Annotated in this window: 13 protein-coding genes and 1 pseudogene; 12 read left to right on the forward strand and 2 right to left on the reverse strand. The window is 41.8% G+C overall.

The window, feature by feature from the left end; translation table 11 throughout:
• The 8 genes and pseudogenes from D6D85_RS15945 to D6D85_RS00960 form a co-directional block, all read left to right on the forward strand.
• Positions 1-257: pseudogene (locus D6D85_RS15945) on the forward strand (hypothetical protein); the annotation flags it as partial.
• 221 nt (positions 258-478) lie between these two features.
• Positions 479-673 (forward strand): hypothetical protein, encoded by a 195-nt coding sequence (locus D6D85_RS00930; protein ID WP_125670164.1) that lies wholly within the window; start codon positions 479-481, stop codon positions 671-673.
• Positions 674-687: 14 nt separating this feature from the next.
• Positions 688-1,359, forward strand: a complete 672-nt coding sequence (locus D6D85_RS00935; RefSeq protein ID WP_125670166.1) for a hypothetical protein — start codon at positions 688-690, stop codon at positions 1,357-1,359.
• Between the two features lie 43 nt (positions 1,360-1,402).
• Positions 1,403-2,164, forward strand: coding sequence for a ParA family protein (locus tag D6D85_RS00940; protein WP_237558701.1), 762 nt, complete (start codon positions 1,403-1,405; stop codon positions 2,162-2,164).
• A 78-nt stretch (positions 2,165-2,242) separates the two neighbouring features.
• The gene (locus tag D6D85_RS00945) at positions 2,243-2,527 is read left to right on the forward strand and encodes a hypothetical protein (RefSeq protein WP_125670168.1); all 285 of its coding nucleotides are present in this window, start codon (positions 2,243-2,245) and stop codon (positions 2,525-2,527) included.
• Between the two features lie 66 nt (positions 2,528-2,593).
• On the forward strand, positions 2,594-4,261 hold the full coding sequence (locus D6D85_RS00950) for a hypothetical protein (RefSeq protein WP_125670170.1): 1,668 nt from the start codon (positions 2,594-2,596) through the stop codon (positions 4,259-4,261).
• 206 nt (positions 4,262-4,467) lie between these two features.
• Positions 4,468-4,911, forward strand: a complete 444-nt coding sequence (locus tag D6D85_RS00955) for an EVE domain-containing protein (protein WP_125670171.1) — start codon at positions 4,468-4,470, stop codon at positions 4,909-4,911.
• A gap of 338 nt (positions 4,912-5,249) precedes the next feature.
• Positions 5,250-7,040 carry a hypothetical protein gene (locus D6D85_RS00960; protein WP_125670173.1) on the forward strand — a complete coding sequence of 597 codons (1,791 nt, stop codon included), beginning with the start codon at positions 5,250-5,252 and terminating at the stop codon, positions 7,038-7,040.
• A gap of 65 nt (positions 7,041-7,105) precedes the next feature.
• Here D6D85_RS00960 and D6D85_RS00965 read toward each other — a convergent pair whose 3' ends face one another.
• Complete coding sequence (locus D6D85_RS00965) at positions 7,106-10,258, reverse strand: Eco57I restriction-modification methylase domain-containing protein (protein ID WP_125670174.1); 3,153 nt, start codon at positions 10,256-10,258, stop codon at positions 7,106-7,108.
• 213 nt (positions 10,259-10,471) lie between these two features.
• On the opposite strand from D6D85_RS00965, the gene D6D85_RS00970 reads away from it, so the two are divergent.
• The 4 genes from D6D85_RS00970 (at position 10,472) to D6D85_RS00985 (ending at position 13,540) form a co-directional block, all read left to right on the forward strand.
• Positions 10,472-11,545, forward strand: coding sequence for a hypothetical protein (locus D6D85_RS00970; RefSeq protein ID WP_125670176.1), 1,074 nt, complete (start codon positions 10,472-10,474; stop codon positions 11,543-11,545).
• 470 nt (positions 11,546-12,015) lie between these two features.
• Positions 12,016-12,372, forward strand: coding sequence for a hypothetical protein (locus D6D85_RS00975; RefSeq protein ID WP_125670177.1), 357 nt, complete (start codon positions 12,016-12,018; stop codon positions 12,370-12,372).
• Positions 12,353-13,009, forward strand: a complete 657-nt coding sequence (locus D6D85_RS00980) for a hypothetical protein (RefSeq protein WP_125670179.1) — start codon at positions 12,353-12,355, stop codon at positions 13,007-13,009. The genes D6D85_RS00975 and D6D85_RS00980 overlap by 20 nt, the downstream gene beginning before the upstream one ends.
• A gap of 90 nt (positions 13,010-13,099) precedes the next feature.
• On the forward strand, positions 13,100-13,540 hold the full coding sequence (locus tag D6D85_RS00985; RefSeq protein ID WP_153183994.1) for a hypothetical protein: 441 nt from the start codon (positions 13,100-13,102) through the stop codon (positions 13,538-13,540).
• A 395-nt stretch (positions 13,541-13,935) separates the two neighbouring features.
• On the opposite strand, the gene D6D85_RS00990 is transcribed toward D6D85_RS00985, so the two are convergent.
• The coding region (locus D6D85_RS00990) for an L-serine ammonia-lyase, iron-sulfur-dependent, subunit beta (protein ID WP_202617258.1) at positions 13,936-14,190 on the reverse strand (255 nt) is incomplete at its 5' end.

The raw sequence follows: 14,190 nt of genomic DNA on the forward strand, positions 1-14,190 counted from the left end.
GAGTTTTGGGCACAATAAACACGATAACAGGATCTGAGGATCCAGTTGCAGCAATAAGGTCAATTTTAGGGCCTGCTGAGATAGTATCTCTCTCTGTCATGATGAACTTCTATCTTCCGTGCATGGCCACAGCAGCTGTTCTTCTTAAGGAGCTGAGATCAGCAAAATACTTGCTTTTAGTTATTGTATATGAGCTTTTAATTGCTTATTTGCTTGCTTTCTTCTCATACCAGATCTTTGCCTTATTATTCGGCTAATCATGTTTTTAGGTTAACTTCCTAAATACGCACAACCTGAAAAACACCTTTTTCTCCTAAGAAACACTTTATAAGCTTTATATAAATTTTTGTTGTATATATCAAAATTCCTCACCAGTTATTTGTTAAGGAACAACTCAAAAGGAATAATATAGAATAAAGGGACTTAGGCATGATAAATCCTTTTTAACCTCTGTATCACCAGACTAATGGAATCTGATATGCCGAAGGGCTCTGGAAAAAGCAAGGTGGATAAGCTTGATGAAGGCTTCCTATTTCTAATATCCCTGAGTACTATAGTATTCACAATGGTACAAGCTTTCTTTGGGGGTTTTAACCTCATCCTCTACTCCATACCTCTCTTAATTGTTGGAGTTATAATGCCCTTCTACTATGATACTGGAAAGGTGCACTAGAGGATAGTGCTATAATGAGAACGAGGGGATGGATCTACCTTTACACTGGGACTATTGGATATGTAGTTGCTGTGATATACCTGAATGTATGGGGAAGCCAGAATCCCGTAGTCAGAGCTGGGGGTATGATCCTGCTCCTTCTCTTTGGACATCTCTCCGGAGGGCTTATACTTCCTAGAATCATAGATCATATATTCAAAATATGCGATAAAGAAGTATCCCTGCCCGATGAGGAGATAGCCAGCTCTACCATGAATACAGCGTACTCCTTTTTATTCTCTCTTTTCTGGTGCGTTACCTCCTTTCTGAATCCTGAGGCCTGCAGAAGTAGTGTCAATCCCATCGGATGCTTTCTTGCTACTTACTTCATGATTCCTTCTTTTTTCCTCTTTCTTGGGATTATCTCCGAAATAAATAGCCGGAAGATGCTGAAGAACTACGGAAAGCCCTACCGTGTAATAGTGCCTAAGAAGGAGCTCCTTGAAAAGCATGGGAGGTTTATTATAACATTACGTTTACTACTAGATTTTCTTTTAATAGTTTCTATATTTTCCGTAATAATAACTTCCTCCTTGGAATGGAGAGAATCCCTCTTCTATGCTATGATCCTTTTAGTAGTAGTGGTAGAATCAAAAGCCATAGTGCTATTTCTCTCCCGTTGGAAGATAATGTTCGAGCAGGAATAACTAGAGAATTTATATTAAAATTGATCATCTTTTTCCCACGCTGTTGATAAGCCTAGCAAATCAGAAAGGTGGTGTTGGAAAATCGACAACAGCGGTCAATCTCTCAGCTATATTCGCTGAGGAGAAGAAGATGAAGGTCCTTTTGGTGGACTTCGACCCCCAGGCTGCAGCTACAAGGGGGTTGGGCTTGAACCCTCCAGAGCTGGAAAAGACAGTTTACGACTGCGTTGTCGAGGGGAAGAGTGCATCCGATGTGATAACGAAAACAGGAATAGATAATCTGGAGATAATGCCATCAAATCTGAACCTAGCAGGGGCTGAGGCCCTGCTCTTCCAGAGGATGGCGAGGGAAAGGGTTCTAGAGAAGGTCTTGAGGCCGGTAAAGGACAGCTACGATATTGTGATAATAGACACCCCTCCCAGTCTGGGGATACTCACGATAAACGCTCTTAAGGCGTCCACTCATGTGATAGTCCCGGTTCAGGCCCAGTACTATCCCTTAGCTGGGATACCCATGCTCATGGAGGTGCTGAAGATGATGAAGGAGGATTTGGACCACAATGTGGATATCCTCGGCTTTTTGCTCACGATGGTAGATAGAAGGACTGTTCTGGCAAAGGATGTGAGGGATAGTTTGAGGGAGAGGTTCGGTGATAAGGTGTTTAGAACCGAGATACCGGTGAACATAAGGCTGGCTGAGGCCCCTAGCTACGGGAAACCGATAACTCACTACGATCCAGAATCCCTAGGGGCAAAGGCCTACAGGGAATTAGCAGATGAGGTTCTGGAGAGGCTGAAGGGGTGATTTGATGGAGAAGAGGAGAGGGAAGCTGATAGGACTGGAATAAGGGCCCTTTTAGGCCATCCTGAGAAAGAGGAGAAGGTGGAGAAAGCGGGGGTTGAGAAACCTGAGTTAAAGGAAGAAGTTAAGGAGATAGATCCTGTTGAAAAAGCTGTTGATATTGCACTGAGGATGCCAAGGGTGACAATACACAGCCCGATAACGAGCGCCTTTGTAAGGTATATGAAAGCTAGAGATCCAGGGTTCGACATATCTAAGTTCTTGAAGGGGATAATGGAGAGGAATTCCGACATATACAGGAAGGTTATAGAGGAGCTAAGAAAGAGGAAAGTGAGGGAAGTGGAGGAGAGGCTTGGGATAAAATGAGGATCCTGCAGGAATCACTTGGACGACGTTTTAAAATGTTTATATTGTTCTCATCTTGGGTAGAGTATGGGTGCGAGGGAACAAGCTGGAAGCGAGGAAGTAATGTTTGAGGATCCTGATCTCGTTTATATTATATCTTTTGATTTAGGAGCTCCTGTTGAAACAGAGGATCTGAAAGAATTGTTAAAATGGTTTTCTGAAAGATACAAAATGGTTGAGGGGATCTGGATCCCTCCTAAGGAATTCCGGCCTACACCACAATTTGTTTATCGTAAGGCAAAGGAGCTCGGGATCGAGGATCCGGAGAAGATCGGCATAGAGGAATTGATGAAAAATGAGAGGCTCGAGGAGGAGATTGATAGGGCACTTGAGATGTTTGAAGAGATATCTTTGGTGGATCATGAAGTATGTCACCCTGAATACTTGGAACTGAGCCGGTATGTGAGGCTTAAATTGACCGACCTGAACGTGAGTATCAAGGATCAGGAGCTCCATCTTAATGGGCTGAGGTGCGAGCCGTATCTCCTCTTACACAGTGCTGGAATCTGTGTTTTAACAATATGGATCCACCTGAACGGGAATTTCTCAACGGATGACCTGATAAATATAGGGAGAAAGCTATATGATGCAGAATGCACAATTAAGGATCCATTCGGGAATATAATAGAGACGACACTATACGAATTCGTTGGACAGATCGTCACCTATCCTCTGTATGTTGCTGTCTTATTTAAAGGCAGGTATGGAAGTTATGATGCAGCTCTTGATGCACTGAAAAAGAAAGATATCACTAGTGATAAAATTAAGGAAAGGCTTAGGACACCACTTTCTTTAGTTCACAGAGTAGTGTGCATAAGGAAGCACAGGTGCGATGGTAAATGCACGACTGCTGAAGATGCTGTTGAGAGACATCTAAGAGAGATAGCTGGAATCTCTGGATCCTATGCGCATTGGAGATATTACCGGGAGGGCGTTGCTAGAAAGTTTCTGGGAGAAAACTTATCCCTCGGTGTAGATTATGCAATATTTGTAACTGCTGGTGTTGCATCCATCTTTTTGGGCTCTGCCATGCTGAATGAAGAGCTGAAATCTGAGGAGGATGAGGAACTTGGATATCGAAGGAGAGAACTCTTTCTTGTGCAGCCGATTGAATTCTTGTTGCTGTCGGACATGATTCTAAGGGTGTATACCTCAATCTATCGGAATAAGTTCAGAGAGCTCAGGGAGAGAAGAAGAAGAGGAGAAACCGTGAGGCCCAGCGAGATAGCAGAGATAAAGGAGGGCCTGATGGAAGGGCTGGAGGAGTACAGGAATGTCTCACTCTTTATAGTAGATCCAGAAAGGAGTATCATGGAGCACGGGAAAGAAATGCTAGGGCTTTCAGGTGAGGTTGACACACTTAAATCTCTGTTAAAGGAGCTGGATGACATGGCTAGAACTTTCTATGAGGAGGAAGCCCTGAAAAAGCAGGAGGAATTCTCCAGGGCACAGGTTGAATTAGCAGCCCGTCAGGAGGATCTATCCAGAAAGCAGGTTCTACTGACAATTTTGTTCGGCATATTTGGAGCATTTCAGGCATTGGAATACCTAGAGCCCAAGCTGGGATTCCTTTATGCCCTTACTGTAACATTAACAATCTTTACCCTCATATATCTCTCCTACTACAAGCTCTATCCTTATATTAGAGGAAAGCTCCATCTATTTAGGAGGAAAAAGCTGGATAAATCGAGCTAATTGTCTCTTTGATCAGGATGCTGATAATCGGCATCTGAACTCAGTAACTCAGAAATTGGTAGCTGTTGTCGCATTACATAAAGTATTGTGATGTCTTCTGGAAGATAATCAGCAACATTGGATTCATTTAGGGACATTCAGAACCTCTGAATTCTAGATGGGAAAAATTTTTTTAATAAAATCATTTTCATGAAGTGGAGAGCAAAATGACGTACTGGATCTTTGTCACAGATCATATGAACTGGGATATAGTTCTGAAAGAGGGTATATATGGCCTTCCTGAAAAAAGGGAGAAACTGATGAAGAGAGTGAAGAAGGGAGATGAGGCATTCATATACATGGTTCAGGAGAAGGTGGAATACAGAATTCTTCCATCCAGAATAGCGGGCCTGTTTGAGATAGTATCAGATCCATTCAAAAGCGATAAGAGGATATTTAGAGGAGACTTATACCCTAACAGGGTAATGCTCAAGCCTATACTGGTGCCGGAAAGGCCACTGGATTTCAAGCCTTTGGTGCCAAGGCTGAGCTTCATAAGGAACAAGGAGAGATGGTCCGCATACCTGAGGAGAGGAATTGTTGAGATACCTGAGGAGGACTACATGCTGATAAGAAGGGAGATGGAAAGCACATCAGGGAAGTCCACGTGATCTTAAGCAAAAATAAGCTGCAGTATGCAGTACTTCTAAGCCTAGAAGCTACATTTATTTGAGTAAGACTGTCGCATTACAATTTGTTCTCCTAGCGTCGGACCTTAATATATGTATATAAAACTTTAAATAGCGGTTAAGACAATATCAAGGCAGCATGGTGTCAGCAAATATAAGAGTGTTTCCTGTCGAAAAGCCTGTGGGGATGTTTAGAGAAACAGCTGGACATGAAGAAAATCGTATAAATAATGCCTACCTTGTTTGGAATAATGTTAAGACTTCAATAAAGCTAATAGGCACCCATTCGCTATTACTGAAAAGGTTGGGTGAATTAGCCTATGGTCGCCGAGGAAAATAAATCTGTGAGCATCCCTTCTGACAAGATTAAGGAGAGAGTTCTTCTATTGAGAAGATTTCTTTATCATATAGAGTGGGACTGGCCCAATGAAGTTAAAACTAGGGTTTTAGAATTTCTAGGACGTACCCAAGACAAGTTTGTTAATCTTGAGGAATTAGCAAAAAGCCTGACAGATGCCCAATTAGAGCGTTTAATCTGGCTTTCCCCTGTTAAAGATTATTACACATTTAGAGGAAAATATTATACTGTTAGGAAAGGAGGAGTTTTTGAGCCTCATGGTTCATGGGAGGAGGTCAAGAACGATGTAAAACAGATTCTGAAAATTCATGGTAAGAAAGGTTATGCCTTGCTAAAGGCTCTTACAGAGATAAATGAGGCTCCATTTGAGCTTATAACTGCTAAGGCAAGTGAAATATATGGTGACAGGATCTATCCCTCGCATCTTATTGCTGAGCTTAGGGATAAATGGGACCTAGCTTGGGAGGTTGGTAGCGGAGGATATCCCAAGTGGTCCATGCCCGAGGAAGTTAAGCCGGCAGTTTTAGAAGTATTAGCTGAGTTTGAAGAAAAGCCCATCCCAGTCTTAAGGACTAAGGATTCCGAGCAGGAATTTCTCGAAGTCATCAAAATGGAAGAAGAATTTAAAAACTATCTTTCCAACTTAATTAAGGAAAGACTTGAGGAAACTGTGGAATTTGGCAGAAAATGGTCTCCTCAATCGCTTATAGACTACTTGCAAGACCTTTATGGTCCAGTGATTTTCTTTGACCATCTTTTGAGCATAACCCAGCAGTACTCGATATGCGATGCTGAAGTTATAAATGAGGATGGAAACAGAGCTTTGAACATAGGATTTAATCTTGCACTTTTCGGCGAGCCGGGAACTGGAAAGACATTCGCCACCAAGGACATGATACTCGGCAATGAAAGTCAGAACGTTCCTCCTCATGGTTTACCAGGGCTCAATAGGTACTGCGGTGGCATGACACCAGCCAAATTTATCGCCATCGGTGAGGCCTATCAAGGAAGAAAATTCAACTTTATAGTCACGGAGTTTAATGATTGGTTTAAGTATAAGGGCATGGTCGAACCCCTAAAGCTGGCGATGGAGAGGGGCACAATACGGTATGAGACCAAGACCTACACTGTTGGGCCCTATAAGTTCTCCTCGTTTTTCTCAGTCAACTACAACACTAGAGTTTTTGAAAGAGGATACGAGGCTACAGTTAGCGATCCGAACTTCAATGCTATAGAGGATAGAATGCTATGCAGACTTCACAGGCTAACCAAGGAGAAATATGGTGAGCTTGCAAAAAGCCAACGAAAGCTCATGCTGGGCATCCTACAGTCGAAGATGGCCAAGGTAGCACCCAAACTCAGAGATCATTTAACTCTAGTTTATGCTATTCAAACAAAACATCCGTTAGTTGTGGGAGCTTTCCAAGAGAAGAAGGTGTTGCTCACGAATGAAATGCTCGAGCTGATTGATAGAGCATCAAGTCTAATTTTAGAACATCTGGAAACGAGGACCGTGCCCTTTTCCATGAGGCTCGAAAAAAGGGCCATACAGCTGGCTTCAGCCATGACTTTGGCAAACTATTTCAACGTGGATTCGGATCTCATACCAATAGACTCAACGGCAGCAAAAATGGCAACCCAGTTCTTTGTGGAGGAGGCATGGGTAAGGGCAAACGAGGCATTTCCGCTATACGAGGTGCTTAAAAAACTGGCTTTAGGGGATCAAAAAGGAACCTTAGAGGAGTACATATAGACCAGAAGTCCTCTATATTATTAGAGAAAGTTTGGTAAGTTTCTTTTCCCTAAAATCCGTAAATTTCATTTATTGTCACTATTCTCTGCTAGAATACTTGAAACAAGCTCATTTATCTCTTTAAGCTCCACTTCTATCGTCTCTTTTGCCTGCTTTCTTAAGCCTGTAGCAGATTTTCCAGTAAATATGGTTTTTGCTATTGCAATTTTTTCATGACAAATCCTGCTTAGCTCAGCCAATCTCAAATGAGCTTGATTTTCAGCATAAAACCTAGGAATAGGGAGCATGAATGGTCTTCTGTGGATGTCACGTTCGCCATATAATCCTCTTGTTTGCAGAGGCTTTATCCTCTCGTTCACGACATCAGAGTTTAGCACAGCACATAAATAGTGGGCTTCAGCTTCATTATCAGTTTCGTAGAAGTATGTCTTTGATTCTGCTATGAAACCTTTCGGAGTTATCTTGGCTTTCAATATTTCAAAATCCGGTAAAGCTTTCCTATCAACTACGCATGACACAAGGTTTGTTCCACTTGTATTATAGAGGAGGACATAGCGTTTGCTTGGATTTTGCTCCGCAAGTTTATTTCTATAGTTGATCCATGAAACTACACGAGGGATATCTTCGCGTGACCTTTCGGTAGCATGTTCCTGCCAAGCTCTTTGTGCTCTCTCCAGCCATTCAGTCATTCCAACGTACCCCATATTTCTTAATTCCTCTACATCAAAGATTCTATAATGTTCAGCTGAGGGTTTTACAGGCATAACTACTGGACGAAGCTTAGTAAATCCAAATGGTATAAGATCACCACCCAATATCGTGGCGTATATAAAATCCGATTCTACATTTCCCTCCAAAACTATACTCTTCCACTGGTCTTTAGCTGCTTTTATGGCTTCCTCTGATGTTTTAACAGCTGGTTTTGTTATGTCTATCCCCAATATTGGATGAGGCTTAAAATCTATAAACCATAAGTTTCTTGGAACTATAGTTGCACCTTGCTTAACCTTATCATAGTAATAACTGTAACGAATTACTTGGCCTATAGTTGGAGGTTCGTACATATAATCTTCAGCTTTTAATCTATATTTAGCTTCGCCTAGTTTGCAATTTTTCTTTTCAAGTTGCCCTTTGTATCTCGTTGCAAGCACTGGATATTCTGTTTTTTCTCCCAGAACTGCAAGTAAGACACAGGAAGGGACATTGAATAACGGCGATACGTCTTCAAAGTCGAGTATTTTAATAAGCCTCATTTCTGGTTTTCTGAACTGTTTGAAGTTTATGTGGTGAAAGGCACCGGTCAAGACGCTTCTCGGCATGACAAATGCTATTAAACCATTCTCACGTAAATACAGTTCTGCTGATTTATTGAAGAAAAGTGTTGCAATTTCCATATGCGTGAAAAGCTCAACTTGATCGCTGGTAAGTAGACCGTAATTCAAAACCTCATCTTTTATCCAGTCTTGGTAACTTTTGTTTTCAATATACCTCATTGCTATCCAAGGTGGGTTGCTCACTAATATGTCGAATTTTGTCTCTTTTAGAGCTATTGGTGCGTAGATATTGTTAAGAATATAAATCCATATTTCGTCGCGTTGCTCATCTACAAGCTTAAACAATGTGCTAAGTGTCCCATTTAGGATCTCTAGCTCTGCTTGGCTCAAAATATCCGAGGTATTGAGGTTAAACAGTGCCTTTGCTTCATCTTTATTTCTTCTTTCCCTGTAAACACTTAAGGCTTCTCTTAGTCCGCTGAGAACTCTTCCAAGCTTAAACCTGTGTTCTGCGACTTGGACAGGAATTTGAATATCATATTGATTACTTGTTATCTTATAAACTTGAATGGTGCCTTCTTCGGCGGAATGGGCAAACACGTTTTTAACATCAGGAATTCTTATAGAATCTGAAACGTAAACTGGGATGACGACATTTCTTCCAAGTCTAAGGAGTTCACCTAGAGCGATAAGGTAGTTCGCCCTAGCAATGATGACAGCCAATGGGTTAATATCTATACCGATAATATTATTAAGGATAAAATCTAAAATTTCAGCCGGCTTCTTCCCCTTTTTCTCCAGAATATCCTTTATCATGCGAATAGCATTGCACAGAAATGTCCCTGAACCGCATGCTGGATCCAAGATTCTTGGAGCATCTTTGTCCTTGTTCCTTTCAAGCCACGTATCCAGAGCTTCCTTAAGCGTTAGTTCTACTAGCCACTCGGGCGTGTAATACTCACCTATTCTATGTCTCTCACTACGCTTGACAATTTCCTGATATATCTCCTTGAATAAATCCTCATCTATCTGACTCATATCATACCTTAGAAGCTCTTTAGCTAAATCGCATGCAAGACTTAAGGCTCTATCAATAATATTCGGATGAAAAATCCATGTAAAGAAGTCTTCTTCTATAAAATTCTTGGTTCCGGTGGACTGGAAGTACTCTCCCGTCAAGGCCTTCTTAATTCGATCCGCTCTAACCATGTTGTCCCCGCTGAGCCTATAATAAACTATTAGTTTAACTATAGTTACGAGATATGTTTGATCTATAAAAGCTTTTTCCTTAGGGCTGCTGCCATAAACTATTTCCATATTTTTAGTCCAGAGATCAAGCTTTAGCTTGATATTCGGCTTATTCTTTACCTCTTCCCACAAGCTGTTAAGAATGTCGACGGCTACCGAGTAAGTTGGGCTTCCGGGCCCAAACCTAAACTTTAAGTCATCTGCAGTAGGCCTGCTAATTTTTGACTCATGAAATATGAAGGAGTCAAGCCATAGAATTGCCTCATCGATAGGCGTAGTTAATAAGTTCATTGAGTCTATCTCGGAAATATCAACAACTTGGCCATCTTTAATAACTGGCATATAAGCTTTAAAGTTTATAACATCGGTGGCTATTCCTATGTGTTTTCTCTCAGGTTCGATTTCTTGTAGAGCCTGAAAATACTTCTTCAGTTCTTTTTTAGCATCCTCAAGCTCTCTCTCCAAATTAACCTTAACTTCAAAGATTACAGAGCCAAATAGGAGATCTGTTTTGCCTCTAAATCCATAGATTTTGCTCCCGACCTTCTTCTCAATACCAGGAATTAGATCTACTAATTCAATACCAAAAAGTTCTCTCAAAAGTTTTGTTAAAACTGTAAACTTGGCTGTATGAGAAGAAGCCTGTCTGGCTTCGTTTATAAGGCGCTCTATCACATTCTTAAGAGAAGAAACCAAGCTTAGACACCTCTGGGCTCTTTTTCTCTATCAACTAAAAATAATGTAGGCTAAAATTATTTAAGGATTTTGCTTAACACGAGCTTCGATAGATGCCTTCTCTTTAGCAAAAAGGTAGCAGAGTAACTGGAAGATAGCATATAGAGGTTATTCGGTAAGGGTATTATGGAAGGCTTATAAGCTACATAGGATTGTTGTATAAAAGGTGTCCTTATGGAGGCGGTCATAAAGGAGAGATGGAGAGGAACCAAGGGAGCATATTATTTCTACGTTGTTGAGGGGAATGAGCTTGTCCATGTAGGTGATTATGCTTTAAGCTCAAGCAAGCATGAGAACATCGTTATCCACAGGATCCCTGTAAACAAAGTTACTGGAAAGACAATATATCGTTTCTATTTCTCAAATAGCGGTCTCATGTCTCTGGGGAAATGCAAAATAGAGGATTTTAAAGACGGATCTCCTGAGAAATGTGAGTCTTCCAAAGTTCAGGAGATATACAATCTTAGGTTTCGCGTTAAAGATCCTCTATTGCAGGATCTTCAGGTGCAGTTCAAGCAGCTATTCATTCCAATGGTCCACGAGCTTAAGGAGTATGAGAGGGAGAAGGGCTTCAATATATTGTGTATGGGAAAGCAGAGGAGGCTTGAAAGTATGCTAGAGGATCCAGAGAGATATTACTTTGAGTTCATGTGCATACCTGAGGACAGGAGAAGAGCCAAAAGCCTGAAAGAAACGAGAAAGTGGATATATGAGCTCTGGGTCATGAAGCTACTGTGTGATGCAATTGAGGTATCTAAATTTAAGGGGAATGAGCAAGAGGGAAACCCATGCTGGTGGATTGAGCAGGGATCCGAGGTAAGCAAATGCATAGCCGAGACTCCATACGAAGATTTCACACTCTGGCTCGAGTTTCAGCCGAGCAAAGGGGCTCACATGCTTGGAATGTTTGCGGGAAGACGCGTTCCAGTGAGACCAGATATAGTTGTGGCTAGGGGCAGCTTCGAGCGAACTGAGGAGTTTGTTGAATCCGAAAATGCCATTGACCTACTTGTGGAATGCAAGGAGGATCCATTTGACTCCTGGAAAAGAGAAATAGAATCGCAGATTCTGCCATACAGACAGATATTTAAGCCCAATAACTTAATTCTAGTATCCCTTGAGCATATACCTGAGGATGTGAGAGGAAAGCTTGAGGATCAGGGGATAAAAGCTGTCGACAATCTGAAGTCAAAGGACAATGTAAAGGCTTTTTATGATGCTGTAAGGGATAGCATACTAAAAAGCTGATATGAGGATCCTAGGCAGGGAAGATCGATATCGATAGTTGATGTTCACATTGTGCATGTGATAACCATTTATAAACCCTTCTATTTCCTTTCAGATCCGGAAGTTTATATTTAAGCAGGTTCTCTATTAGTATTCCTATTTTTCTGGGTATTATGTCTGAAAAAACTTTGATCTGCTTCGTCGAGCTTATTTGAGCAAGAGAATTGACCGCACCAGTATAATATCTAGTGATCCTTCTTAGGATAGGGTTAATAGTGAAAATTAATAGATATCCTTCTGCTCTTTTTAACAGGGAAAACAGAAGGGTAAAGAATGGGTTATTAGAGATATATTCATCCATTTTTAGTTTTTAGGATAATTTATACCAGATTTATTGAGATAAAAGCCCTATTCTACCTAATCCAGAGTTGAAAATGAAGGATTTCAACTTAAATATGGGGGGCTCCTAAGATTTCCCTAGGAGTGAGATTATGACCAAAGCTACTATACTAGCAGGTGAGCCCCCCCACAGAGTTGGGGGGCTAAATAAGATAAATCTTTCGGATAAAAGAATAGAAGACTATATAAACAAAAAATTCACCTCTGACCAGTCCGAAGTGCATTATCTTGCCATAGTACAGTCTGGAAAAAGAGGGAACCAAACATATGCTAGGACAAGCTGGTACAACAGCCCTAAGGATAATTACAGTAGGCTAGATAGGAATTACAGATACCCGAACGATAGGTATAACCTCCAGGATTTGTTATATCGATCCCAAGCTCAGTATAAACTCCGGGTCAGTTATTTCGTATCTGAGGGGGGATCTGGTGTCAGAAAAAGCCGATGAGTTCCTCGATGGAGTAGCAAAAAAGACAGTGATCGTGAACTACAGGTGGCGCTTCTCTACATACTGGGAGAGGCTCCTCGGCCTGTCTAGGGAGTGGACTTTGAGCATCCCCGTCCCCCTCATCTACTACCTGCACTACGCGGTGGCCGACAGGCCGTACGATCACAGCGGATGGGCTAGTATGGTCAGGGATCCTTACAGCGAGCCCCTCCTCAGGTTTGTGGTGGAGTGGATCAACTCGGCAGCCTACAGGAACGGGTTCACGGAGAAGGACAAGGTGGAGTTCACGGCGGCCTTCGTACAGTCCCTACCCTACGTGCCGGATAGGGTGTCGGCCTCTATGGACGAATACCCGAAGTACCCGGCCGAGACCCTGATAACAAACGGAGGGGACTGCGACGACAAGTCTATCCTAGGTGCGGCACTGTTCAGGAAGATGGGGTACAGGGTCGCCCTCATCGTCCTCCCACATGCGGGCCACGCTGCTGTCGGGCTGGCCGGGCCCTTCTCAGGCTCATACTATGAGGTCAAAGGCGTAAGGTACTTCTACCTAGAGACGACGGGAGAGGGCTTCGGGGTAGGGCAGGTTCCCCCTGGCATAACGGACACCAGGGCATACGTGTATCCAGTAGACTGACCCCGGAAAGAATAGATGTGTACAATATTCCGGCAGGGGGATCTACAGATATATTAATAAAGCAAGGTATAGAGCAAAGGAAATGGGGATATGAAATTGCGAAGGGGAAAGAAGGTAAGAAAGGTAGAGGGAAAGAATAAAAGGAAAGCGCCGACCGATAAAGGCAAAAAGAACAAAGTAGGAACAAATGCAAGAAAGATCAATGAAGAATATGAGCGTACGGGATGGAGGGAAGTTTCGACTGCAATTGGAATCCTGTTTGTAAGTAGATGGAGATCACGAAGCAAGGACAAGGAAGACATAATATGGGTAATATCTCCGATCGAAAAGAATTTAGGAATTCTTTTCAGATTTCCGAATATGTGGGCGAGTGAGGAAATGGAAGATGAGATAAGAATCCCTGTTTCATACGTTGTGGAGGTAAAGGATGGGAAACCGACAATAAAAGAAAAGGCTACAGGATTGGTAATAAAGAGAGACACTCTAAATGCTATTGCATATGCCATAGAAAGACTTGAAGATAATGTATAGGAGAGATCAGGAAGAATATAGGGTAAAAAGTGATTTCATGATTTTGAGTATAAAGAGCATAGGCAAAGGAATAACTATAAATATAGTTGAAATAATTAAGTTGAATTAGATTCTCCTGGGAATCTATCTCAATGAGAAAATTAATAAAACCTTAATGGAATATAAATAAACCTTTATATATAATACTATAAAGTAAAGGTTTAAATAGATTAGAAGCTCAGTTCTACAAGGGAAAGATTGGGTCAGGAGAAATAGGAGGGTTAGAACGTGAGGAAAGGAGGAACTTATGACGGGAATCAAAGGCTAGCGTGGTATATACAAATTCGGGTCGTCATATGGTACTTCTTAATATTGTTAGAAATACTGCAGCGGAACTGTGCAACATTGAATTAACATCATTCCATCTTGGGCATGAACTTCATAGCCGATGGACATACAGCTAATCCTCCCATCACTGTACATCTTAGCTCCCATGGCATCATCTTTCCAACGGAATAAACGGCATCCACCGTTTCATCTAGAGGTATGGGATTCTCATATCCTCCCATTACGATATCGGCATTCACAAAAGCCGAGGCAGCAGCTATAGCATTCCTTGTGTGGCACGGTACCTCGACAAAGCCACCGACAGGATCACAGACCATCCCAAC

Source organism: Candidatus Methanodesulfokora washburnensis (assembly GCF_003947435.1).
GTDB classification, from domain to species: domain Archaea; phylum Korarchaeota; class Korarchaeia; order Korarchaeales; family Korarchaeaceae; genus Methanodesulfokora; species Methanodesulfokora washburnensis.

Bases quoted from the DNA above. Each gene is read 5' to 3' on its own strand.
- D6D85_RS00930 (WP_125670164.1), top strand. From the start codon at position 479: ATGCCGAAGGGCTCTGGAAAAAGCAAGGTGGATAAGCTTGATGAAGGC.
- D6D85_RS00960 (WP_125670173.1), top strand. From the start codon at position 5,250: ATGGTCGCCGAGGAAAATAAATCTGTGAGCATCCCTTCTGACAAGATT.
- D6D85_RS00955 (WP_125670171.1), top strand. From the start codon at position 4,468: ATGACGTACTGGATCTTTGTCACAGATCATATGAACTGGGATATAGTT.
- D6D85_RS00950 (WP_125670170.1), top strand. From the start codon at position 2,594: ATGGGTGCGAGGGAACAAGCTGGAAGCGAGGAAGTAATGTTTGAGGAT.
- D6D85_RS00935 (WP_125670166.1), top strand. From the start codon at position 688: ATGAGAACGAGGGGATGGATCTACCTTTACACTGGGACTATTGGATAT.
- D6D85_RS00970 (WP_125670176.1), top strand. From the start codon at position 10,472: ATGGAGGCGGTCATAAAGGAGAGATGGAGAGGAACCAAGGGAGCATAT.
- D6D85_RS00985 (WP_153183994.1), top strand. From the start codon at position 13,100: ATGAAATTGCGAAGGGGAAAGAAGGTAAGAAAGGTAGAGGGAAAGAAT.
- D6D85_RS00975 (WP_125670177.1), top strand. From the start codon at position 12,016: ATGACCAAAGCTACTATACTAGCAGGTGAGCCCCCCCACAGAGTTGGG.